Origin of the sequence: Streptomyces typhae (genome assembly GCF_009755605.1) — a bacterium.
GTDB lineage: Bacteria > Actinomycetota > Actinomycetes > Streptomycetales > Streptomycetaceae > Streptomyces > Streptomyces typhae.
Window position 1 is genome coordinate 43520 of sequence record NZ_WPNZ01000011.1, and the last position, 22640, is coordinate 66159.

General features: G+C 72.9%; 17 protein-coding genes. 8 read left to right on the top strand and 9 right to left on the bottom strand.

The window, feature by feature from the left end:
* Positions 1-21 precede the first annotated feature (21 nt).
* Positions 22-789, top strand: a complete 768-nt coding sequence (locus GPA10_RS20665; protein WP_157166808.1) for a MerR family transcriptional regulator — start codon at positions 22-24, stop codon at positions 787-789.
* A gap of 108 nt (positions 790-897) precedes the next feature.
* On the opposite strand, the gene GPA10_RS20670 is transcribed toward GPA10_RS20665, so the two are convergent.
* The 4 genes from GPA10_RS20670 to GPA10_RS20685 all read right to left on the bottom strand — a co-directional run bounded on the left by GPA10_RS20670 (position 898) and on the right by GPA10_RS20685 (position 7109).
* On the bottom strand, positions 898-3090 hold the full coding sequence (locus tag GPA10_RS20670; RefSeq protein WP_157166809.1) for a 3-hydroxyacyl-CoA dehydrogenase NAD-binding domain-containing protein: 2193 nt from the start codon (positions 3088-3090) through the stop codon (positions 898-900).
* A gap of 257 nt (positions 3091-3347) precedes the next feature.
* On the bottom strand, positions 3348-4562 hold the full coding sequence (locus tag GPA10_RS20675; RefSeq protein WP_058851433.1) for an acetyl-CoA C-acetyltransferase: 1215 nt from the start codon (positions 4560-4562) through the stop codon (positions 3348-3350).
* A 51-nt stretch (positions 4563-4613) separates the two neighbouring features.
* A complete protein-coding gene (locus tag GPA10_RS20680) occupies positions 4614-5756 on the bottom strand; it encodes an acyl-CoA dehydrogenase family protein (protein WP_157166810.1) in 1143 nt (380 codons plus the stop codon).
* Between the two features lie 96 nt (positions 5757-5852).
* Complete coding sequence (locus GPA10_RS20685) at positions 5853-7109, bottom strand: CaiB/BaiF CoA transferase family protein (RefSeq protein WP_157166811.1); 1257 nt, start codon at positions 7107-7109, stop codon at positions 5853-5855.
* Positions 7110-7400: 291 nt separating this feature from the next.
* Here GPA10_RS20685 and GPA10_RS20690 point away from each other — a divergent pair, with 291 nt between their 5' ends.
* Complete coding sequence (locus GPA10_RS20690) at positions 7401-8588, top strand: saccharopine dehydrogenase family protein (protein WP_157166812.1); 1188 nt, start codon at positions 7401-7403, stop codon at positions 8586-8588.
* 334 nt (positions 8589-8922) lie between these two features.
* Here the strand turns inward: GPA10_RS20690 and nfi are convergent, their stop codons facing one another.
* On the bottom strand, positions 8923-9633 hold the full coding sequence (nfi, locus tag GPA10_RS20695) for a deoxyribonuclease V (protein WP_246259503.1): 711 nt from the start codon (positions 9631-9633) through the stop codon (positions 8923-8925).
* Positions 9634-9666: 33 nt separating this feature from the next.
* Between nfi and GPA10_RS20700 the strand changes: the two genes are divergently transcribed.
* On the top strand, positions 9667-9966 hold the full coding sequence (locus GPA10_RS20700) for a YciI family protein (RefSeq protein WP_058851428.1): 300 nt from the start codon (positions 9667-9669) through the stop codon (positions 9964-9966).
* Between the two features lie 48 nt (positions 9967-10014).
* Here GPA10_RS20700 and GPA10_RS20705 read toward each other — a convergent pair whose 3' ends face one another.
* Positions 10015-11085, bottom strand: coding sequence for a WD40/YVTN/BNR-like repeat-containing protein (locus tag GPA10_RS20705; protein ID WP_343041153.1), 1071 nt, complete (start codon positions 11083-11085; stop codon positions 10015-10017).
* Positions 11086-11555: 470 nt separating this feature from the next.
* Here GPA10_RS20705 and ssgD point away from each other — a divergent pair, with 470 nt between their 5' ends.
* Complete coding sequence (gene ssgD, locus GPA10_RS20710; protein WP_058851427.1) at positions 11556-11972, top strand: spore wall synthesis regulator SsgD; 417 nt, start codon at positions 11556-11558, stop codon at positions 11970-11972.
* 81 nt (positions 11973-12053) lie between these two features.
* Here ssgD and GPA10_RS20715 read toward each other — a convergent pair whose 3' ends face one another.
* A complete protein-coding gene (locus tag GPA10_RS20715; protein WP_157166813.1) occupies positions 12054-12950 on the bottom strand; it encodes an isocitrate lyase/PEP mutase family protein in 897 nt (298 codons plus the stop codon).
* Between the two features lie 486 nt (positions 12951-13436).
* Here GPA10_RS20715 and GPA10_RS20720 point away from each other — a divergent pair, with 486 nt between their 5' ends.
* The 4 genes from GPA10_RS20720 (at position 13437) to GPA10_RS20735 (ending at position 21198) form a co-directional block, all read left to right on the top strand.
* Positions 13437-15077, top strand: a complete 1641-nt coding sequence (locus GPA10_RS20720; protein ID WP_157166814.1) for an ABC-F family ATP-binding cassette domain-containing protein — start codon at positions 13437-13439, stop codon at positions 15075-15077.
* A gap of 10 nt (positions 15078-15087) precedes the next feature.
* Positions 15088-17481: an ATP-binding cassette domain-containing protein gene (locus GPA10_RS20725; protein WP_157166815.1), complete on the top strand. Its 2394-nt coding sequence runs from the start codon at positions 15088-15090 to the stop codon at positions 17479-17481.
* A gap of 166 nt (positions 17482-17647) precedes the next feature.
* A complete protein-coding gene (locus tag GPA10_RS20730) occupies positions 17648-18631 on the top strand; it encodes an acyl-ACP desaturase (protein ID WP_343041154.1) in 984 nt (327 codons plus the stop codon).
* A 95-nt stretch (positions 18632-18726) separates the two neighbouring features.
* A complete protein-coding gene (locus GPA10_RS20735; protein ID WP_343041155.1) occupies positions 18727-21198 on the top strand; it encodes a hypothetical protein in 2472 nt (823 codons plus the stop codon).
* Between the two features lie 20 nt (positions 21199-21218).
* On the opposite strand, the gene GPA10_RS20740 is transcribed toward GPA10_RS20735, so the two are convergent.
* Together GPA10_RS20740 and GPA10_RS20745 are read right to left on the bottom strand one after the other, a co-directional pair.
* Positions 21219-21470 carry a WhiB family transcriptional regulator gene (locus GPA10_RS20740; RefSeq protein ID WP_058851423.1) on the bottom strand — a complete coding sequence of 84 codons (252 nt, stop codon included), beginning with the start codon at positions 21468-21470 and terminating at the stop codon, positions 21219-21221.
* 131 nt (positions 21471-21601) lie between these two features.
* Complete coding sequence (locus tag GPA10_RS20745) at positions 21602-22390, bottom strand: VOC family protein (protein WP_157166816.1); 789 nt, start codon at positions 22388-22390, stop codon at positions 21602-21604.
* Positions 22391-22640: the final 250 nt, after the last annotated feature.

A 22640-nucleotide genomic window follows, 5' to 3' on the forward strand; every position in this document is an offset into this window, starting at 1 on the left:
CGAAGGGGGTGGCGCGCCGCCATGACGACGGACGCGGAGGAGTCCACGTACGCGGAGGAGTCGACGTACACGGTCGACGAGCTGGCGGCGCGCGCGGGCGTCACGGTGCGCACGATCCGCTTCTACGGCACGAAGGGGCTGCTGCCCCCACCGGTGATCGGACCGCGCCGCGTGGGCCGCTACGGCCCCGGGCACCTCTCGCGTCTCGCCCTCATCGAGGAGTTGCAGCACCAGGGGATGACGCTCGCCGCGATCGAGCGCTATCTGGAGCAGTTGCCGCCCGGTCTGAGCGCGCACGACCTCGCCATCCACCGTGCGGTGGTGGCCTCGTGGGCGCCGGACGCGCCGGAGGACATGTCCCGTGCGGAGCTTGAGCGCCGGGCGGGCCGTGCCCTGTCGGACGCGGACGTGGAGCGGCTCGCGGCGATGGGGGTGGTCGCCACCCGTGACGGGGCCGACGACCGTGACGAGGGCGCCGACCGGCTACGGGTGGACACCGGCCTCCTGCGCCTCGGCGTGCAGTTGCTCGGCGTGCCCATCGCGCACGAGACGATCCTGGCCTCGCGGACCGTCCTGATGGACCACGCGCGCTCGGCGGCGCACGAGCTGTCGCGGCTGTTCCGCGACGAGGTGTCGGACTCCTGCCGGGAGGGCGAGTCCGACCCCGAGCACGTGGCGGCGATGCGGTCGCTCTCCGCGCACATGCAGCCGATGGTGGTGCAGGCCCTCGTCACGGCGTTCCAGCGGTCGCTCAAGGAAGAGCTCAAGGAGTGGCTCACCGAGAGCTGAGGGAGTGGCTCGGGCAGACCCGGGCCACTCCCCCGCACTCCACACCCCGTGCGCCGCACGCCCCGCGCCGCAGGCGGCAGACGGCGGGCGGCAGATGGCAGGCGACGGTCAGGCGTCGCTGAACCGCTCGCCCCGCTCCGCCTTCCGCACGAGCAGCGCGGGCGGCGTGAACCGCTCGCCGTAGCGCTCGGCGAGCTCCCGCGCGCGGGCCACGAACGCGGGCAGACCGGCGCCGTCCCCGTAGCCGTTGATGTACTGGAGCACGCCGCCCGTCCAGCCCGGGAAGCCGATGCCGAAGACGGAGCCGATGTTGGCGTCGGCCACCGACGTCAGGACGCCTTCCTCGAGGAGGCGCACGGTGTCGAGCGCCTCGGAGAAGAGCATCCGCTCCTTCATGTCCTCGAAGGGGATGCTGTGCCCCTGCCGGGTGAAGTGCTCCCGCAGGCCCGGCCACAGGCCCGCCCGCCTGCCGTCATCGGCGTAGTCGTAGAAGCCCTTGCCGCCGCTGCGCCCGGTGCGGTCGAACTCGTCGACCAGGCGGTCGATGACGGACTCCGCGGGGTGCGTGACCCAGGTGCCGCCGGCCTCCTCGACCGCCCGCCTGGACTCGTTGCGGATCTTGCGGGGCAGCGTGAGCGTCAGCTCGTCCATCAGGGACAGGACCTTCGCCGGATAGCCGGCCTGGGCCGCGGCCTGCTCGATCGACGCGGGCTCGATGCCCTCACCGACCATGGCCACGCCCTCGTTGATGAAGTGGCCGATGACGCGCGAGGTGAAGAAGCCTCGCGAGTCGTTGACGACGATGGGCGTCTTGTTGATCTGGCGTACGAGGTCGAAGGCGCGGGCGAGTGCCTCCTCGCCGGTGCGCTCGCCCTTGATGATCTCGACGAGCGGCATCTTGTCGACGGGCGAGAAGAAGTGCAGGCCGATGAAGTCGACGGGCCGGGCGACGCCTTCGGCGAGCTGGGAGATGGGCAGCGTCGAGGTGTTGGAGCACAGCAGCGCGTCCGGCGCGACGACGTCCTGGATCTCCTGGAACACCTTGTGCTTGAGCGCGGTGTCCTCGAAGACCGCCTCGATGACGGCGTCGCAGCCCGCGAGGTCCTGCGGGTCGGCGGTCGGCGTGATGCGGGCGAGCAGCGCGTCGGCCTTCTCCTGGGTGGTGCGGCCCCGGGAGACGGCCTTGGCGCACAGCTTCTCCGAGTAGCCCTTGCCCTTGGCCGCGGCTTCGGCGGAGACGTCCTTGAGGACGACGTCGATGCCGGCGCGGGCGCAGGAGTAGGCGATGCCCGCGCCCATCATCCCGGCGCCGAGCACGGCGACCTTGCGGACGGTCCCCGGCTCCACGCCCTTGGGGCGGTTGGCGCCGGAGTTGACGGCCTGGAGGTCGAAGAAGAACGCCTGGATCATGTTCTTGGCGACCTGGCCCGTGACCAGCTCGGTGAAGTACCGGGCCTCGATGGTCAGGGCGGTCTCGAAGTCGACCTGGGAGCCCTCGACGGCGGCGGCGAGGATGTTGCGCGGCGCCGGGTAGGGGGCGCCCGCGAGCTGCTTCTTCAGGTTCGCGGGGAACGCGGGCAGGTTGGCGGCGAACTTGGGGTTCGCCGGGGTACCGCCGGGGATGCGGTAGCCGGGCACGTCCCAGGGCTGCTGGGACTCGGGGTGGGCGTCGATGAAGGCGCGGGCCTTGCCCAGCATCTCCTCCGCGGTGGCCGCCACCTCGTGCACGAGGCCGTTCTCCAGGGCCCGCCGCGGGGAGTACTGGGTGCCCTGGAGCAGCACCTTCAGGAGGGCGTCGGCGATGCCCATGAGGCGTACGGTGCGGGTGACGCCGCCGCCCGCGGGCAGCAGGCCGAGGGTGACCTCGGGCAGGCCGATCTTCGATCCCGGCGCGTCGAGGGCGACCCGGTGGTGGCTGGCGAGCGCGATCTCGTAACCGCCGCCGAGCGCGGCGCCGTTGAGGGCGGCGACGACGGGCTTGCCCAGGGTTTCGATGCGGCGCAGCGAGTTCTTGATGGCGGTGCCCGCCTCGAAGGCCTGCCGGGCGTTCTCCGGGCCGACCTGGATCATTTCCTTGAGGTCGCCGCCCGCGAAGAAGGTCTTCTTGGCGGAGGTGTAGATGAAGCCGCGGATCGCGTCCTTGTCCGCCTGGACGGCGGCTTCGGCGCGGTCGGCGATCGCGGCGATGGAGTCCTTGAACGCCTGGTTCATGGTGTTCGCGGACTGGTTCGGGTCGTCCAGGACGAGGGTGACGACGCCGGTGTCGTCCTGTTCCCAGCGGATGGTGGTGCTCTTGGTCATGTCGGTGTCTCCGTGAGGAAGCTGTGGCGGGCCGGGGGCCTTGGGGGGGGGGCGGAGCTGGGGTGGGTGGTTGCGGATCGTTGCCGACTGGCCGTCGGTGGGGGCTGGTCGCGCAGGTCCTCGCGCCCCTGAAGGCTGCGCTGCGCGCGCCTTCATAGGGGCGCGGCGGAGCCGCTGCCCCAGGGGCGCGGGGAACTGCGCGCGCAACCACAAGGCAGCCGCAGCAGGCAACGCACCCACCCCCGTACGGCGAAGCCCTAGAGCCGCTCCACGATCGTGGCGATGCCCATGCCCCCGCCCACGCACAGGGTGGCGAGCCCGTACCGGAGGTCGCGTCGCTCCAGTTCGTCGACGAGCGTGCCCAGGATCATCGCCCCGGTCGCGCCGAGGGGATGCCCCAGCGCGATCGCGCCGCCGTTGACGTTGACCTTGTCCAGGGACAGGCCCATGTCCTCGACGAAGCGCAGGACGACCGCCGCGAAGGCCTCGTTGATCTCGACCAGGTCGATGTCGTCGATGCCGAGGCCGGCCTTGGCGAGGGCCTTGCGGGTGGCGGGCGCGGGACCGGTGAGCATGATGAGCGGCTCGGACCCGGAGACGGCCGCGGAGACGATGCGGGCGCGCGGGGTCAGGCCGTACCGCTCGCCGACCTCCTTGGAGCCGACGGCGACGAGCGCGGCGCCGTCGACGATGCCGGAGGAGTTGCCCGCGTGGTGGACGTGGTCGATCTCCTCGATCCAGTGGTACTTCTGCAGCGCGACCGCGTCGAACCCGCCCAGGTCGCCGATGTCCTTGAAGGACGGCTTCAGCCTGGCGAGGGAGTCGGCGGTGGTGCCGGGGCGCAGGTGTTCGTCGTGGTCGAGGACGGTGAGGCCGCTGCGGTCCCTGACCGGGACGACGGACCGCTCGAAGCGGCCCTCCTTCCAGGCGGTGGCGGCCCGCTCCTGGGACAGGGCCGCGTACTCGTCGACGTCGCGCCTGCTGTAGCCCCCGATCGTGGCGATCAGGTCGGCGCCGATGCCCTGCGGTGCGAAGTTCGTGTCCCAGTTCGTCATCGGGTCGGCGAACCAGGCGCCGCCGTCGGAGGCCATCGGCACCCGTGACATGGACTCGACGCCACCGGCGAGGACGAGGTCCTCCCAGCCCGAGCGGACCTTCATGGCGGCCATGTTGACCGCTTCGAGGCCCGAGGCACAGAAGCGGTTCTCCTGGACGCCCGCGACGGTGTCCGGCAGCCCGGCGGCGACGGCCGCGATGCGCGCGATGTCCGAGCCCTGGTCGCCCACGGGACCGACCACACCGAGCACGATGTCGTCGACGGCGGCCGGGTCGAGGTCCGGGAAACGGGCCCTGATCTCGTGGATGAGACCGACGACGAGGTCGATCGGCTTGGTGCCGTGCAGGGCACCGTTCGCCTTGCCGCGTCCGCGCGGGGTGCGGATCGCGTCGTACACGTACGCTTCGGTGGTCACGCCAGAGCCTTTCGGGAATGAGGGAGGGGTCGGGGTCGCAGGGGCGGGAGGTCAGCCGAGGAGGGAACGGCCGATGATCTCCTTCATGATCTCGGTGGTGCCGCCGTAGATGGTCTGGATACGGCCGTCGGTGAAGGCCTTGGCCACGCGGTACTCGCTCATGTAGCCGTAGCCGCCGTGCAGTTGCAGACAGCGGTCCGCGACGCGCTTCTGCAGTTCGGTGGCCCACCACTTGGCCATGGAGGCGTGCACCGCGTCGAGTTCCCCGTCGGAGTGGTCGGCTATGCACCGGTCGAGGAACGACCTGGTGACCGCGCACTCGGTGGCCATCTCCGCGATCTCGAAGCGGATGTGCTGGAGCTTGGCCAGGGGGCGTCCGAAGGCCTCGCGCTCCTTGACGTACGCCGTGGTGATCTCCAGGAGGTGCTCGGCGGCGGCGATCCCGGCGACGGCGATGCCCATGCGCTCCTGCGCGAGGTTCGTCATCAGGTGCACGAAGGCGCCGTTGAGCTCGCCGAGCAGGTTCTCCTTCGGCACGCGTACGTCGTTGAAGAACAGCTCGGCGGTGTCCTGGGCCTTCTGGCCGATCTTGTCGAGGTTGCGGCCCCGCTCGAAACCGGGCGCGCCGCGCTCGACGACGAGCAGCGACAGGCCGTGCGCGCCCCCTTCGGGTGTGGTCCGGGCGACCACGACCACGAGGTCGGCGAGGATGCCGTTGGAGATGAACGTCTTGGAGCCGTTGAGGAGCCAGTGGTCGCCCCGGTCGGTAGCCGTGGTGCGGATGCCCTGGAGGTCGGAGCCCGCGCCCGGTTCGGTCATGGCGATGGCCGTGATGGTCCCGCCGGTGCAGAAGCCGGGCAGCCAGCGGCGCTTCTGCTCGTCGGTGGCGAGGCCCGTCAGATAGGGGCCGACGATGTCGTTGTGCAGGCCGACGGCCAGGCCCGCGGCGCCCGCACGCGTGAACTCCTCGGCGAGGACGGCGGCGTAGCGGAAGTCGTCGTTGCCGCCGCCCCCGTACTCCTCGGGCACGGCGAGGCCGAGGAGCCCTTGCCGGCCCGCCGCGAGCCAGGCCTCGCGGGAGACGACGCCGTCCTTCTCCCACTGCTCGTAGTGCGGCGCCACCTCCTTGGCGAGGAAGGTGCGGACGGTCTCCCGGAAGGCGTCGTGCTCGGGGGTGAAGATCTGTCGTTCCATGTGTGGCCTCCTCGGGCCTGGAGCCGGCCCTCGACGGTTTCTGCGGGCTCGGCCGGCTCGGGTCCGACCGGGGCGTCGTTCGGCATCGTGCCTCCCTCAGGGGCCTTCCTGGGAAGGGGCCCGGGAGGGAGTCGCTTCCCCGGGAGCGGGGGCAGGAGCGGGGGCGGAAGCGGGAGCAGGAGCGGGGGCGGAAGCGGGGGCAGGAGCGGGGCCCGGGGCCGGGGCGGTGGCGGCCAGGTCCGGCACGTCCCAGTCGCGGGCCACCTCCGCCGTGTCGGCGCCGGGCCGCGCGGGACCGCCGCGGACGGCGGTGGGTGTCGCGGAGAAGCGGGGGGCGGGCGCGGGCTGGGTGATGCCGCCGTGGTCGGTGAACGTGCCGCGGGCGGCGAGGTGCGGGTGGTCCGGGGCCTCGCGCAGCGACAGGACCGGCGCCACGCACGCGTCGGTGCCCTCGAAGAGCGCCGTCCACTCCGCCCGCGTCCGGGTGCGGAAACGCGCGGCCACGGCCTCGCGCAACTCGCCCCAGCGGGCGATGTCGCCGCGTGCGGGCGCGAGGTCGCGCAGGCCGATCAGCTCGGTGAACTCGTCGTAGAACCGCTGCTCCAGGGCGCCGACGGCCATGTGGGCGCCGTCCGCGGTCTCATAGGTGCCGTAGAACGGGCAGCCGCCGTCCAGGAGGTTGGCCCCCCTGCGGTCCTGCCAGCCGCCCGCCGCCACCATGCCGTGGATCATCGACGCCAGATGCGCGGCGCCGTCCACGATCGCGGCGTCCACGACCTGGCCGGTGCCGGTGGCGCGCGCGTGGTGCAGGGCGGCGAGGACGCCGACGACCAGGTACAGCGAGCCGCCCGCGTAGTCGCCGACGAGGTTCGCCGGGACGGCGGGCGGCTCCCCGGGGTTGCCGATCATGCCGAGTGTGCCGGTGAGGGCGATGTAGGAGATGTCGTGTCCTGCGCGTGCGGCGAGCGGCCCCTCCTGTCCCCAGCCGGTCATGCGGCCGTAGACGAGCGCGGGATTGCGGGCGTGGCAGGCCTCGGGGCCGACACCGAGCCGCTCGGCGACCCCGGGGCGGTAGCCCTCGACCAGCACGTCCGCGCGGGCGGCCAGGTCCAGGACGCGCTCCGCGCCGCCGGGGGCCTTCATGTCGACGACGACGCTGCGCTTGTTGCGGTTGGTGACGTCGTAGGCGGGATCGATCGCGAGCCCCGGGCCGCCGGGGCGGTCCACGCGCACGACGTCGGCGCCGAGGTCGGCGAGCAGCATCGCGGCGAAGGGGCCGGGCCCGATGCCCGCGAGCTCCACCACGCGCACACCCGTCAGCGGACCGTGAACGCCTCTGTCCGGCACTGCCATTGAGCCCCCAGCGCTGTGACACAACCGATGTAACACCAGTGATGCTAAGAACGTGTTCCACTCCGCACAAGCCCCTGGCGAGCAAGCGCTTAGCCCGTGGGAGTGGCGCCGGTCACGCGGGGGCTCCACGGGAGCGGAGCGCGGGCGCTCCGCCCGCCCCGCGCGAGCGCCGTCGTGCCACGCCCCGCTCCCGTCACGCTAGCCTCGGCCACCGGCAACGGCGCGGGACACACGGCTGAGCCACGGCTGAGACACGGCTGAGCCACGGCCGAGCAACGACGGAGAGGTGCCATGAGCAGTCAAGACCAGGACCGTCCGTACGACATCGTGCTCTTCGGAGCGACGAGTTTCGTGGGGGCGTTGACCGCCGCCTATCTCTGCGAGCACGCACCCGACACGCTCCGCTGGGCGATCGCGGGGCGCGACGCGGACAAGCTCCGACGGCTGCGCGAGCGCCTCGCGGAGGACCGTCCGGGGTGTGCCGAACTGCCCGTGGTGCAGGCGGACGCGGCCGATCCCGCGTCGCTGCGCGAACTGGCCGCCGGCACCCGTGTGATGGCGAGCACCGTCGGCCCGTACCTGACCCACGGGCGGGATCTGGTGGCCGCGTGCGCGGAGGCAGGCACCGACTACGCGGACCTGACCGGCGAGCCGGAGTTCGTGGACCTGATGTACGTGCAGCACGACGCCCGCGCGCGGGAGACCGGCGCGCGCCTGGTGCACGCATGTGGCTTCGACTCGGTTCCGCACGACCTGGGCGCGTACTTCACGGTGCGGCAGCTGCCGCAGGACGTGCCGCTGCGCGTCGACGGTTTCGTCAGCGTCAAGGCCCGGTTCTCCGGCGGCACGTTCGCCTCCGCGCTCCAGCAGTTCGCCCGCGGGCCGCAGATGTTCGCCGCCGCCCGCGAACGGAGCCGGTGCGAGCCCCGGCTCGTGGACCGCAAGGCGTACGCCCCGCCGAGCGCCCCGCGCTACGCCGGGGAGGTCGGCGCCTGGGCGCTGCCGCTGCCGACCATCGACCCGCAGATCGTGCAGCGTTCGGCGCGGGCGCTGCCCCGGTACGGGCCCGACTTCCGCTACCGCCACTACGCCGCCGTACAGACGCTGCCCGTCGCGCTCGGCGGCGTCGCGGGCGTGACCGCCCTGTTCGCCGCGGCCCAAATCCCGCCGGTGCGCCGCCGTCTGTCGGGCCTGCTCAAGCCCGGCGCGGGACCCGACGCGGCGCGGCGGGCCGCCAGCCGGTTCTCGGTGCGGTTCGTCGGGGAGGGCGGCGGCCGCCGGGTCTACACCGAGGTGTGGGGCGGCGACCCCGGGTACGACGAGACCGCGAAGATCCTGGCGGAGGCCGCCATGTCCCTGGCCCTGGACGACCTGCCCGCGGTGGCGGGTCAGGTGACCCCGGTGGTGGCGATGGGCGACGCGCTGACCGCGCGGCTGATGGACGCGGGGATGGGGTTCCGGGTGGCGGCGGTGCGCTGACCGCCCTCGGGCGGCGGAGGTACTGCGGGTGCCCGGGTCACGGACGCGGGTGCCCGGGGCACGGACGCGGGTGTCGGGGGCACGGACGCGGGTGTCGGGGCCGCGCCGTGCCCTGGTGCCGCGTTCCGGGGACGTCAGGTGGTGGTGGCCTCCCGCGGCGTCCTCAGGCGGTGGTGGCCCTCGCGGCGCCCTCGGGCGGCGGTGACCTACCGCGGCGCCCTCAGACGGTGGTTGCCCTCGCGGCGCCCTCGGACGGCGGTGACCTACCGCGGCGCCCTCAGACGGTGGTGGCCCTCGCGACGCCCTCGGACGGCGGTGACCTACCGCGGCGTCCTCAGGCGGTGGTGGCCTCCCGCAGCGCCGCCCGGCACAGCGCGTCGGCCCTGCGGGTGGTCTCCGGCAGGCGGTAGCGCGGGGTGAGGTGCAGGGTGTGGGCGCGGGCGGCGGCGAGGGTCACGCGGTGGCCCACGGAGACGAACACCGGCTTGACGCCCGCGCGGGTGCGCAGCGCGCTGCCGACCTCCTCCGCGCCGTCGAGCAGCGGCGTCGCGCTGCCGCGCGCGTCGCCCGGCGCCTCGTGGGAGAACGTGAACGGGTTCTTGGCGACCCCGATCGTGGGCAGCCCGGTGAGCACGCCGAGGTGGCTGGCGAGACCGAACCGGCGCGGATGCGCGACGCCGTAGCCGTCGCACACGACGAGCCCCGGATCGGTGTCGAGCGCGCCCAGGGCGGCGAGGACCGCGGGCACCTCGCGGAACGCCAACAGGCCCGGCACGTAGGGGAAGGCGACCCGGCCGACCGCGGTGGCCTCCTCGACGACGTCCAGGCTCGCGGCGTCGAGGACGACGACCGCCGCGGCGACCACGTCGCGCTCGTCGTCGTACGCCACGTCCACACCCGCCACCCGGCCGCCGCCCGGCGCGGGCCCCGCCTCGTCGAGCACGACCCGCGCCCGCAGGGAGTCCTGGACGGCACGGGCCGCCGCCACGTCGGCGGGCCAGTCGGGGGGCAGGGGCGGGATCGCCGCGGCGGTGGACGTGTTCATGATGTGCCGACCCTACGCGGTAGCCTCACGATCATGTTTGTCATGGAGCTGACCTACACCGCATCGGTCGACCGCGTCGACGCCCTGCTCACCGAGCATGTCGCCTGGCTGGACGCGCAGTACGCGGCCGGCGTCTTCATCGCCTCGGGGCGCAAGAACCCGCGCGACGGCGGTGTGATCCTCGCGGTGGGCGACAGCCGAGCGGACATCGAGCGGCTCGCCGCGAGCGACCCGTTCGCCGTCGGGGGCGTGTGCACGTATCGCGTGACCGAGTTCTTCGCGACGAAGACCGCGCCCGAACTCTCCTCCTACCGGCAGGAGTTGCCCTCCTGAAGGTGCGGGGCCCGCCCTGCGGGGAGGGGCCCCGCCCGGGTGCCGTGCTCAGCCCCGTTCCAGGCGCGCCACGCGCCCCTTCTCCCCCGCCGCCCAGCAGCCGAGGTCCCGGGCGCAGTCCACGGTGTCGTACGAGCCGCCGTCCACGGTGCGCCAGGTGCGGCCGCTGTCCGTCGTGACGTCCGTTCCGGTGGGGCCGACCGCGAGGGCCGTGTCGCGGGAGTACGGGAACCAGGCGACGCCCGAGCGGTAGGCCGGAGCGGGCCGCGCGGAGGGCTGCCAGGTCCGGCCGCCGTCACGGGTCAGCGCGGACGCCCGCGGCGACTGCTCGCCGGCGCGGTAGTCGCCGCCGACCGCGATGCCGTGGGCGCGGTCGCGGAAAGCGAGGCCGAAGACGCCGCGGGCCGGGTCGCCGCCCGGGATCGGCGCGTCGGTGACGGTCCACGTCCGGCCCCGGTCCGCCGAGTGCAGCACGCGGGCGCGGGCCGCGCCGCCCGTCGCGAGCCACACGTCGCGCGGGCCCGAACTCACCAGGCACTGGCCGCTCGCCGCGAACGCGCTCTCGCCCTGCTGCGCGGCGGGCATGCCCTTGTCGGGCAGGACCCGCCAGGAGCGGCCGCCGTCCGCGGTCGACAGGATGCGGTATCTGCCGTCCACCGGGTCGCTCATCGCCAGGCCGTGCCGCCGGTCGAAGAACGTCATGCAGTCGTAGAACGCCCTGGGGTCGGCGTTGCGGAAGGATTCGGTCCAGGTCGCGCCGCCGTCGGTGGTGCGCAGGACGCGGGACGCGTCGCCCTCACCGATCGCCAGGACCACGGCGCGGCGGCCGTCGAACGCCTCGACGTCCCGGAACTCGAGAGCGCCCGCGCCGGGCGGTGACACATCACGCCAGCTCGCGCCGCCGTCGGTGGTGCGGAGCACGGTGCCCTTCGACCCGGCCGCCCATGCGGTGCTCCTGCTGACGGCCGCGAGGCCCCGGAAGCGGGCGTCGGTGCCGGTGGGCTTGAGCGACCAGGAGGGCGCGGAGGCGCGGGCGCCGTCCCCGGCACCGTCCCCGGCGGGGAGCGTGGAGGCCGCAGGAACCCCCGGAGCCGCAGGAACCCCCGGAGCCGCAGGCACCCCCGGAGCCGCAGGCACCCCCGGAGCCGCAGGCACCCCCGGAGCCGCAGGCACCCCCGGGGCCGCCGAGGCCGCCGGGACCGCCGCGATCGACGTCAGCGTCAGCGCCGCGGCGCCGAGACCCGCCCACACCCCGCGCCGTGTTCTCCTCGTTTTCCTCGTTCTCCTCGTACGTATCGACTGTGTCGCCCGTATCGCACGTATCGCCCGTGTCGCACGCATCGCACGCCCCTCCCGGTCCGCCTGCCCCATGCCTCTCGTGGCGGGGCGAAGCTAACCCACCCCCGGGGCCTCGTCCAGACGGCGGAACCGGGGCCCGTGGCACGTGCGGCATGTCGCGGTGACAGACGTCACTCGCTTCGGAGGGGTCCTCGCGTGCACGGATCTTCTGATTCCGACGTCTATTCAAGTGCCCGACCCCGGTCGTGCGCACCCCGGTCGTCCAGCCGTCAGAGTTGAGGGAGCAGGCGTTGTCCACTGTCATCGAGCAAGCCGTTGAGGCCCGCCTGGTCGCCGCCGCGCCCCGGATGCCCACCATCCCCGCCACGCTCCACTACGACCGGCGCGACCCGTTCGCCGTCCGGATGAGCTTCCCCGCCCCGGCGACCCTGGAGGGCGTCGAGGTCTTCTGGACGTTCGCCCGGGAGTTGCTCGCGCAGGGCGTGGAGACGGCGTCGGGCAACGGCGACGTACGGGTGCGCCCCTACGGGTACGACCGCACGGTCCTGGAGTTCCACGCCCCCGAGGGCACCGCCATCGTCCACATCCGCACCGGCGACCTGCGCCGCTTCCTGCACCGCACGACCGCCCTGGTGCCGGTCGGGCAGGAGCACCGGCATGTGGACCTGGACCAGGACCTGGCCGAGCTGATGCGGGACGCGTGCTGATGCGGGACGCGCGCTGACGCGGGACGCGCGCTGACGCAGGACTCGCGCTGACGCAGGACTCGCGCTGCCGCAGGAGCCCCGTCAGCCGCCGAACAGCTCGTTCAGCTCGCCGTAGTCGAGGCCGTCCGCGAGCGCTCCGTACGTCCCCTCGGCGAGCAGCTCCGTCGCCGCCCTGCGGACCAGCGCGTGAGCCGCCTGTGCGATGCCGGAGCCGACGCTGACACGCGCGACGCCGAGCCCGGCCAGGTCCGCGACCGGCGGCGCGCCCGGACCCGCCATCACGTTCACCGGCCCGTCGATCCCCTCGACCAGCGCCGCGACCGTCGCCGTGTCGACCGCGCCGGGCACGAAGACGCCGTCCGCCCCCGCGGCGAGATACGCCGCGGCCCGCTCCAGGGTGAGCGCGAGCCGCGCGTCCGGGCCCTCGCCCACGCCCCGCAGATACGTGTCGACACGCGCGTTCACGAACAGTTCCACACCCGCCGCGTCAGCGGCCTTGCGGGCTGCCGCGATGCGCTCGGACTGCTCCGCGAGGGGCCGCAGGGGCTCGCCCGCCCCGTGCCGGGCGTCCTCGATGTTGACGCCGACGGCGCCCGCGTCGAGAACGGCCCGCACCGTGTCCGCCACGCCCGCCGCGTCCGGCGCGTAACCGCTCTCGATGTCGGCGGTCACCGGCACGTCGACGGCGTCCACGATCGCGGCGACCGCGGCGACCGCCCGGTCGCGGGTGAGCCGGTCGCCGTCGGCGGTGCCCAGGGCCCAGGCGAGCCCCGCGCTGGTGGTGGCGACGGCCCGCGCTCCCGCCGCCCGGACGACGCGGGCACTCGCGACGTCCCAGGCGTTGGGCAGGACGAGCGGGGTTCCGGGGGTGTGCAGGGCACGGAAGGCGGATGCGGATACGGAAGTGGACGCGGAAGCGTGGGCGGAAGCGGCGGCGACGACCGCGGTCGCCGTCGCGGTGTCGTTCTGGTTCGTCATACGCAGCACTCAAGCAGGCCCCGCGCACCCCGGTCTGGCGAGAATCCGACATCGCCGTACGGCCGCCGAGAGGCGGCCCGTGAGAGCCGCCCACGGACCACCGGCGGCTCGTCCGCGAACCGTGGGCAGGCTCATCCGCAGACCGTCGGCGGGGCCGCCCGCGGCCCGTCGGCGGCCCGCCCTCGGGCCGCGATATTCCGTTGACACGCTCCCGGCGCCCTCCCTACGTTGGACAACGCTTCTGTTGCCGTCGATCGGAGAAGGACGTTGCTCGTCTGAGGTCTTGGGACACCGCGTCGCACAGCCACCCGTGAACACCATCCGTCCGTTCACGACGCCCTCGCTGTGCACGTCGCGTGCGACCTCGGCGTACGAGCCGTCCGTTCCGGCACCGGGCCTTCCCCGCACTCCCAGGCCCCCGGTTGCCGCGGTGTCCTTACGCGTTTGCCCGACACCCACGCTCCAGCAAGCAACCGCGAGGCCCGTATGTCACATCCCGTCACCACGTCCATCACCTGCACCGCCCTCTCCTTCGCCTGGCCGGACGGGACAGCCGTCCTCGACGGGTTCCAGGCGGCGTTCGGCCCCGGCAGGACCGGCCTCATCGGCCGCAACGGATCGGGCAAGTCGACGCTCCTGAAACTCGTCGCCGGTGAACTGACGCCGGGCGAAGGCGCCGTCCGCACCGCGGGCGACGTCGGGTACCTGCCGCAGGACGCCACCCTCGACACCGCGCTGCGCGTCGACGAGGTCCTCGGCATCGCCGGGCGGCGCGCCGCGCTGCACGCCATCGAGGCGGGCGACGCGAGCGAGGAGCACTTCGCGGCCGTCGGCGACGACTGGGACGTCGAGGAGCGCGCCACGGCGACCCTCGCCCAGCTCGGCCTCGGCCACATCGGGCTCGACCGGACCACCGGCGAGGTGTCCGGCGGCGAGTCGGTGCTGCTGCGCCTGGCCGCGCTGCTCCTGCGCGGGCCCGGCGTCCTGCTGCTCGACGAGCCCACCAACAACCTCGACCTGCACGCGCGCCGCCGCCTGTACGCGGCCGTCGACGCGTGGTCCGGGGTCCTCGTCGTGGTCAGCCACGACCGGGAGCTCCTGGACCGCGTGGACCAGATCGCCGACCTGCGCGACGGCGAAGTGCACTGGTACGGCGGGAACTTCAGCGCGTACGAGGAGGCCCTCACCGTCGAGCAGGAGGCCGCCGAACGCATGGTGCGGGTCGCGGAGGCGGATCTGCGCAAGCAGAAACGCGAACTCTGCGACGCCCAGGTCAAACTGGCCCGCCGCAAGCGGTACGGCCAGAAGATGTGGGACCAGAAGCGGGAGCCGAAGGTCATCATGGGCAACCGCAAACGCGCCGCCCAGGAGTCCGCGGGCAAGCACCGCATCCTGCACGAGGAGAAACTGGCCGAGGCCAAGGACCGCCTGGACGACGCCGTGGAAGCGGTGCGCGACGACGACGACATCCGCGTCGACCTGCCGTACACCGCCGTACCGCCGGGCCGTACCGTCCTGACGCTCCTCGACCTGCGGCTCCGTTACGGGGCGAGGCTGAAGGGCGGCTTCGAGGTACGCGGCCCCGAGCGGATCGCCCTCGTCGGCCGCAACGGCGCGGGCAAGACCACGCTGCTCCGCACCATCGGCGGGCAGTTGGAGGCGCGGTCCGGCGAGGCGCAGGCGCATGTGCCGCTGCGGTTCCTGCCGCAGCGCCTCGACGTGCTCGACGACGGACTCAGCGTCGTCGAGAACGTCGTCCGGTTCGCGCCGGACGCCACCAACAACAGGATCCGGGCGCGCCTGGCCCGGTTCCTGTTCAAGGGCGCGAAGGCCGACCAGCTCGCCGGCACCCTGTCCGGCGGCGAACGCTTCCGGGCCACCCTCGCAGCGCTGCTCCTCGCCGAGCCCGCACCGCAGCTCCTCATGCTCGACGAGCCGACGAACAACCTGGACATGGCGAGCGTCCGGCAGCTGGCGAGCGCCCTGGAGAGCTACCAGGGCGCGCTGCTCGTCGCCAGCCACGACCTGCCGTTCCTGGAGTCCCTCGGGATCACACGCTGGCTCCTGCTCGACGAGGAGCTCAAGGAGGTGAAAAACCCGACAGAAGCTGTCGGGTATCCCGCCTAGCGTCGGACGCATGCGAGACGTCAGCCAGGCACGGGACTCCTTGTCCGACCACCGGGATTCCTCGTCCGACCACCGGGATCCTTCGTCCGACCAGCGGAATTCCCTGTACGACCACCAGCACATCACGCTCACCGGAGCTCGCGAGAACAATCTGAAGGAGGTGGACCTGCGCATCCCGAAGGGCCGTCTGACGGTCTTCACCGGGGTCTCGGGCTCGGGAAAGTCGTCGGTCGTCTTCGACACGATCGCCGTGGAGTCGCAGCGGCAGCTGAACGAGACGTTCACCTGGTTCGTCCGCAACCGGCTGCCGAAGTACGAGCGGCCGCACGCGGACGCCATCGAGGACCTCGCGCCCGCGATCGTCGTCGACCAGCGGCCGATCGGCGGCCACTCCCGCTCCACCGTCGGCACCATGACCGACATCCACTCGGTGATCCGGGTCCTCTTCTCGCGGCACGGCACCCCGAGCGCGGGCGGGGCCACCGCGTACTCCTTCAACGACCCGAGCGGCATGTGCCCGCGGTGCGACGGCATCGGCCGCACCGTGCGGCCCGACTACGACCGCATCCTCGACCCGGCCAGGTCCTTGGCGGACGGCGCGATCCTGTTCCCGCCGTTCGCCGTCGGGACCTGGCAGGGCCAGACGTACACCCACACCACCGACCTCGACACGCACAAGCCCGTCGGCGAGTTCACCGCGGCGGAGCGGCGGTTCCTGCTGCGGGGCGACGGGCGCGGCGCCAGGAAACGCAAGGTCAGCGTCGACAACACCGGCGGCAGCCGCGACATCGACTACGAGGGCCTCGCCGACCGCTTCGAGCGGCTCTACCTCAACCGCGACCTGTCGGCGCTCGCCCAGCGCACCCGGGACCTCGTGCAGTCGTTCCTGGTGGAGGACCGCTGCCCGGCCTGCGACGGCGCCCGCCTCAACCCCGCCGCGCTCGCCACCCGCGTCGAGGGCCTGTCCATCGCCGACTGCGCGCGCATGGAGGTCACCGACCTGATCGCCGTGCTCGGCCGGATCGACGACCCGGTGGCGGGGCCCGTCGCCGGGGCCGCCGTGGCCGCCCTGGAACGTGTCGAGGCCATCGGGCTCGGCTATCTCAGCCTCGACCGGGAGACGTCCACGCTGTCCGGCGGCGAGGGGCAGCGCCTGAAGATGGTGCGCCACCTCGGCTCCAGCCTCACCGGCATGACGTACATCTTCGACGAGCCCAGCGTCGGGCTGCACCCGCGCGACGTGGGCCGCCTCGGCGACCTGCTGCTCCGCCTGCGCGACAAGGGCAACACCGTGCTTGTCGTCGAGCACGACCCGGACGTGATCGCCCTCGCCGACCACGTCGTCGACATGGGGCCCGCCGCGGGCACCGACGGCGGCCTCGTGGTCTTCGAGGGCACCCCGCGGGGGCTGCGGGACGCCGACACCCTCACCGGCCGCTGTCTGCGCCGTGCCCGCGGCGTCAAGGACCGCCCGCGCGAGCGGACGGGAGACATGTGGATCAAGGACGCCGATCTGCACAACCTGCGGAACGTCAGCGTGCGGGTGCCCGCCGGTGTGCTCACGGCCGTCACCGGCGTCGCGGGCTCCGGCAAGAGCACCCTGGTGTCCCGGTCCTTCGTCGAGCAGCACCCCGACGCCGTGGTCGTCGACCAGTCGTCGATCGGCATCTCGGGGCGGTCGACCCCGGCGACCTATCTGGGGATCATGGACCGGGTGCGCGGACTCTTCGCCCGGCACACGGGGACCGAGCCCGGCCTGTTCAGCTTCAACTCCCGGGGCGCGTGCGAGAGCTGCCAGGGGCGCGGGATCATCTACAGCGACCTGGCGTTCATGGACCCGGTGACGACGACCTGCGAGGCGTGCGCGGGACGGCGCTTCAAGGACGAGGTGCTCCGTCTGACCGTCGGCGGCCGCTCCGTCGCCGACGTCCTGGACATGACCGCCGAGCAGGCGATCGCCTTCTTCGCGGACTTCCCCGACACCGCGGTGCGCCGCAGGCTCGACGCCCTGCGCAACGTGGGGCTGACCTACCTCACCCTCGGGCAGCCCCTGTCGACGCTCTCCGGCGGTGAGCGCCAGCGCGTCAAGCTGGCCACGCGGCTGCACCGGACGGGCGCCGTCTACATCCTGGACGAGCCGACGACCGGCCTGCACATGGCCGACGTCGACGGGCTGCTCGCCCTGCTCGACCGGCTCGTCGACGCCGGCAACACCGTGCTCGTCGTGGAACACGACCTGGAGGTCGTCAAGCACGCCGACTGGGTGATCGACCTCGGGCCCGACGGCGGCAAGCACGGCGGGCAGGTCGTCTTCGAGGGCACCCCGCGGGAGCTGCTCGCCGCCCGCGGATCGTTCACCGCGGAACATCTGCGCGGCTCGGTGGGGTACCCGGCAGGGCGGTAGGGAGCCCTCCGGTTGCGGCGGAACATCGCCCCCCGGTTTGGGGGTGCCTTTACGGAGGGCTTAACCTACGGGAACGTAACCTACGATGCCGTAGGTACAAACCGCTCGCGGCGCCCGGAATCCCCCGGCCGCCGCTCCCCTCCCCCTCCCGTCCCCAGGAGACCCCGTGACGATCACTTCTCCCCACCTCGGCAGCCCGAGCGACACCTGGACCGACGCCCGGCTCCTGTACGCCCTGGAAGAAGTGGTCGAGAAGGAGCTCAACCGGCACCTGGGGGTGGCCAAGGACTGGATGCCGCACGAGTACGTGCCGTTCTCCGACGCCCGGAACTTCCCCGGCATCTTCGAGGACGGCGAGGCCTGGGAGAAGAAGCAGTCGCCGGTCACGGACATCGGCCGCGTCGCCCTCGTGGTGAACCTGCTCACCGAGGACAACCTGCCGAGCTACCACCACGAGATCGCCTCGCTCTTCGGCCGCGACGGCGCCTGGGGCACCTGGGTGCACCGCTGGACGGCGGAGGAGGGCCGCCACGGCATCGTCATGCGCGACTACCTCCTCGCCTCGCGGGCCGTGGACCCCGACGAGCTGGAGCGGTTCCGGATGGCGCACATGAGCGAGGGCTTCGAGTCCGACAACCGGCACTCGATGCTGCACTCGGTGGCGTACGTGGCCTTCCAGGAGCTCGCCACCCGCATCTCCCACCGCAACACCGGCCACCAGTCCGGGGACCCCGTCTGCGACCGGATGCTGGCGCGCATCGCGACCGACGAGAACCTGCACATGGTCTTCTACCGGAACCTGCTGCGGGCCGCCTTCGAACTCGCCCCCGACCTCACGATGTGCGCCGTCCGTGACGTCGTCGTCAACTTCCGCATGCCGGGCCACGGCATTCCCGGGTTCGAGCGCGCCGCCGCGCAGATGGCGATCGGCGAGGTCTACAACCTGCGCATCCACCACGACGACGTGCTTCAGCCCGTCCTCCGCTTCCTCAAGGTCATGGAGGTCCCCGGCCTCGGCCCCGAGGGCGCGAAGGCCCAGGAGGAGCTGGGCTTCTTCATGGGCGGCCTGGACGCGGAGGCCGCGAAGTTCGACGAGCGCCTCGCGGCCCGCAAGGCCCGCGCCGCGGCCCGGGGCGCGACCCGCGCCTGAGCAGGCGCGCGCCGCGTGCGATTTACGGTGCGACCCCCCGGTGCCATGTTGGGCAGACGAGCACACAAGCCGTCGACCCCAGGGGGTGCACGGACGTGGCACGGACCCATGAGTGGATGTTCTACGAGGTCATGTGGCGCAGCTGGGCGGACCGGGCCCGGGTGCCGTACCCGGTGCCCTGGTGGGCGCAGGCCGCCTTCCGGCGCTGGAGCGACGACTTCGACGCGGGCACGTACGAGTCGAAGGAGGCCGCCTTCTCCTCGAACGCCCTGTACCGCTACTGGCACATGGTGGGCGTCAAGGACCACCGCCAGGAGTCGCTGATCGGACAGGCCGGGGAGATCGAGCCGGTCTACGACAAGTACTGTCTGGCGTTCTTCCTGTACGACCCGGCGTCGGGCACCGTGAGCGTGCCGCAGCTCACACGGTGCGGCACCGTCGGCCAGCGCGTCCAGGCGCCGCACCTCCCGGTGATCGAGACGGCGTTCCGTGCCGTGGACGGCCTGGGGTTCACGCAGCGGACCTTCGCGGTACCGGTCGGCGCGCGGCAGCGGGACCTCACGGTGACCCGGCTGCGCGTCACAGGACCCGGCGGCCCCGCACGCGAGGGCTGGCTGTGCGCGGCGGTGCTGCCCGCGGGACCGACCGGCTTCCAGCGGCACGACCGCCGCGACGCGGGCGCCACCGACCGCAGGCTGACGTTCCTGCGCTATCTGCCCGACGAGGCCCGCGTGGAGACCAACAGCGGCTGGGGCCCGCTGTTCGACACGCCGCCCGAGCACTACGGCGTGTACGGCAACCCGGACTTCTCCTCGGACCCGGCGGCGTATCTGGCCCGCAGCCCGTTCCACGACCTCGCCGTGGGCGGCAAGCTGAACGCGGCTCTCCAGGCGCAGGACCAGGTGGCGGGGCTGTGCAGCGCGGCGTTCGGCTGGCCGTTCCGGCTCGCGGACGGCGCGGTGTTCGAGGTCGACGTGCGGCTCCCGGTGGACCTCTACAGCGGCTCCGCCGACCTGGCCGAGATCCGCGCCACGCCCGCCACCGAACTCGAGGAGGACCACGGCAGGTTCTGGGCGGCGAAGCTCCTCGGGCAGGGCGTGCAGCCCGCGCTGCCCGATCCCGTGGCGCATCTGGCGGACCTGTTCCGGCAGGCACGCGGGCAGTTGCTCGTCCTCTCCGACCACGGCGAGATCCACCCGGGGCCGACGGTGTACGACTCGTTCTGGATCCGGGACTCCTCGGTGGAGGCGACCGCGTGTTCCCTGGTGGGGGACGCAGCCCTAGCGGAGCACCAGTTGGGCACGCACTACCCGCTGCGCTTCAACCGCGGCACGGGCCGGATCGGGCCGTGCGCCGAGTACGGCTTCTACGGCGGCCCGCACGAGCGCGACGACCACGAGTGGGACAGCAACGGCCAGGCCCTGTGGGCGATCGGCAGGTTCGACCGCACGGCGGGCCGCGCCGCCGCGTTCGGCGCGAAGCTCTACACCCCCTACGTCATCGACGGCGCCCGCTGGCTGCGCGACAACCGCGACGGCTACGGCCTGCTGCACAGCGGCTGGAGCGCGGAGCACCTCGGCGAGCGCGACAAGCCGCACTACTGGGACGACCTGTGGGGCATCGCGGGACTGTACGAGGCGGCGCGCCTGTCCGAACGCCTCGGCACTCCGCAGACGCGGGAGCTGTGGGGGGCGTTCGACGACCTGAGGCAGGCCACGGCCGCGTCGATCCGCTGGGTCCTCGACGAGCAGCGGCGGCGCGGCGAGTGGGAGACGTACATCCCGACCGGGCCCGCCGACGTCGGCCGCCGCGACTCGACGATGATCGGCGCGGCTGCGTACTTCCATCCGCTGCGTCTGCACATGGGGAGCAAGCTGGGCGACGACATCGACCGGGCGGCCCGCTGGACCCTGGACACCATGTACGCGCGGTTCGTGACGGGCGGCTTCCGGCACGAAGCCGCCTGGAACGCGTACGGACCCTATCTGACCCTGCAGTTGGCGCACGCCTACCTGCTCGCCGGGAACGCCGCCCGGATGGACGCGCTGCTCGGCTGGACCGTGGCCGCCTCCCAGCCGCGCGTCGACGACCGGGCGGTGGCGCTCGGCGCGTGGAACGAGCAGCACGCGTTCCCCGTCGCGTCCGGCTTCGCCGAAGTCCCCGGCAGGCACTGGTACATGGGGGACATCCCGCACGGCTGGGCCGCCGCGGAGTATCTCCTGCTGCTCCGCGACATCCTGTTCTTCGAGGCCGACGAGGACCGTGATCCGCATCTGTACATCGCGCCGGGCGTCCGCCCGCACTGGGTTCCGGACGGCGAGACGGTCGCCGTGGACTCGGCGCCCACGCTGTTCGGAGCACCCTTCGGCTACCGGCTCGCGCACGACGCGGCGGCCCGCAGGGTGAGCGTGGACATCACCGGGGCCCCGGAGCAGGTGCGGTACGTCTACCCGTGCCGGTTCGGCACCGTGCGCGCGGTGTCGGCGGACGGCCGCCAGGTGCCGGTGGCCGGCGACGACGTGCACCTGCCCGCGGGTACCCGGCGGTTCGAGGTGGACTACGCCTGAGCGGGCCGCGGCGGGTCCGCTCAGGCCGCGCGTTCCCGCCGCAGGCTCTGCCGTTCCTTCTCCGAGAGTCCGCCCCAGACCCCGAACCGTTCGTCGTTGTCGATGGCGTACGCCAGGCAGGCCGGGCGCATGTCGCACAGACGGCAGATCCGCTTGGCCTCTCGCACCGAGCTTCCGGGCTCGGGGAAGAAGAAGTCGGGTCCGGTCTGCGCACACAGCGCCTGCTCCCGCCAGGCGGGTTCGGGCTCGGTCGCAGTGGTGTCGAAGTGCATGACGGTGATCCTGCGCGACTGCGCGAAACAACGGATCAACGTTCGCTCAACGAGGCGCGCCAGGACATCTGGGCCCGGTCGGGCCACATGGCCGGGGCCCGCCTCGGGAGCGGCCCCCGGCCCCGGTGTCCTCACTGCGGCGGCTCCGGCTGCATCAGCGCGAACCGGGCGCCGTGGGGGTCGGCGAGCTTGGCGAAGGCGCCGACCCCCGCGAGGTCCATGCGCGCGGCCCGGACCGCGCCCCCGGCCGCGCGCGCCCGCTCCACCACCGCGTCGATGTCGTCGACCTGGAAGTACGGCAGCCAGTAGGCGCCGGCCTCCTGCTCGGCCGGGTCCTCGGCCAGCGGCCACAGACCGCCGAACATGTCCTCCTCGGTGCCCTCGCCGGGATACACCATGGTGTACGAACCGTCCTCGAAGGGCTGGGTGAGGGTCCGCCAGCCGAACACGGCGCCGTAGAACGCGGCGCCCGCCTCGATGTCCGGGGTGTACAGCTCGGTCCAGATCAGCGCGCCGGGTTCGTTCACCGCTTCGAAGCCCTTGTGCTCGCCCGGCTGCCACACCGAGAAGGCCACCCCCGCCGCGTCCGTGAAGCCCGCCATCCGGCCGAGGTCGAGGATGCCGACCGGCTCCCAGGTGGTGCTGCCGCCGGCCTGCTCGACCTGTTTGGCGGTGGCGTCGGCGTCCGGCGTGCGGAAGTACAGCGACCAGGACGGGGCGCCCATGTCGGGTGTGACCGCCATCCCGCCGGCGACGGCCCTGCCGTCGAGCCGGAACGTGCCGTACCCGCCGACCTCCTCACCGCCCTGCTCGAAGTCCCAGCCGAACAGGGAGCGGTAGAAGGCGGCGGCGCCCTTCGGGTCCGTCGTGCCGAGGTCGGCCCAGATCGGGGCTCCGGTGACAGGGAGAGTACTGAGCATGATCGACTCCTTCGTCGTGTGTGGCGCTCACTCGTCCGTCACTGCCGAGTCTGGCACCGGCCACTGACACTCGGCAGCCGCACCGGCTCCGGGTCGGCCCCGAGGGGGCGCACCGCCCGGGTGGGCGGCCACCGCCGTCACCCTCCGCAGCCGGGCGCCGTCATCTTGTGAACTCGGAGAAGATTCTGAGAGCGCTCTCAGTCACACCTCTTGACGCCGTGTTTTCCGCGCCACGACAGTGGGGGCACGT

Excerpts from the sequence above, each read along its gene's own strand:
- GPA10_RS20665 (WP_157166808.1), top strand. The coding sequence starts at position 22 with ATGACGACGGACGCGGAGGAGTCCACGTACGCGGAGGAGTCGACGTAC.
- GPA10_RS20670 (WP_157166809.1), bottom strand. The coding sequence starts at position 3,090 with ATGACCAAGAGCACCACCATCCGCTGGGAACAGGACGACACCGGCGTC.
- GPA10_RS20680 (WP_157166810.1), bottom strand. The coding sequence starts at position 5,756 with ATGGAACGACAGATCTTCACCCCCGAGCACGACGCCTTCCGGGAGACC.
- GPA10_RS20685 (WP_157166811.1), bottom strand. The coding sequence starts at position 7,109 with ATGGCAGTGCCGGACAGAGGCGTTCACGGTCCGCTGACGGGTGTGCGC.
- GPA10_RS20690 (WP_157166812.1), top strand. The coding sequence starts at position 7,401 with ATGAGCAGTCAAGACCAGGACCGTCCGTACGACATCGTGCTCTTCGGA.
- nfi (WP_246259503.1), bottom strand. The coding sequence starts at position 9,633 with ATGAACACGTCCACCGCCGCGGCGATCCCGCCCCTGCCCCCCGACTGG.
- GPA10_RS20700 (WP_058851428.1), top strand. The coding sequence starts at position 9,667 with ATGTTTGTCATGGAGCTGACCTACACCGCATCGGTCGACCGCGTCGAC.
- GPA10_RS20715 (WP_157166813.1), bottom strand. The coding sequence starts at position 12,950 with ATGACGAACCAGAACGACACCGCGACGGCGACCGCGGTCGTCGCCGCC.
- GPA10_RS20720 (WP_157166814.1), top strand. The coding sequence starts at position 13,437 with ATGTCACATCCCGTCACCACGTCCATCACCTGCACCGCCCTCTCCTTC.
- GPA10_RS20725 (WP_157166815.1), top strand. The coding sequence starts at position 15,088 with ATGCGAGACGTCAGCCAGGCACGGGACTCCTTGTCCGACCACCGGGAT.
- GPA10_RS20740 (WP_058851423.1), bottom strand. The coding sequence starts at position 21,470 with ATGCACTTCGACACCACTGCGACCGAGCCCGAACCCGCCTGGCGGGAG.
- GPA10_RS20745 (WP_157166816.1), bottom strand. The coding sequence starts at position 22,390 with ATGCTCAGTACTCTCCCTGTCACCGGAGCCCCGATCTGGGCCGACCTC.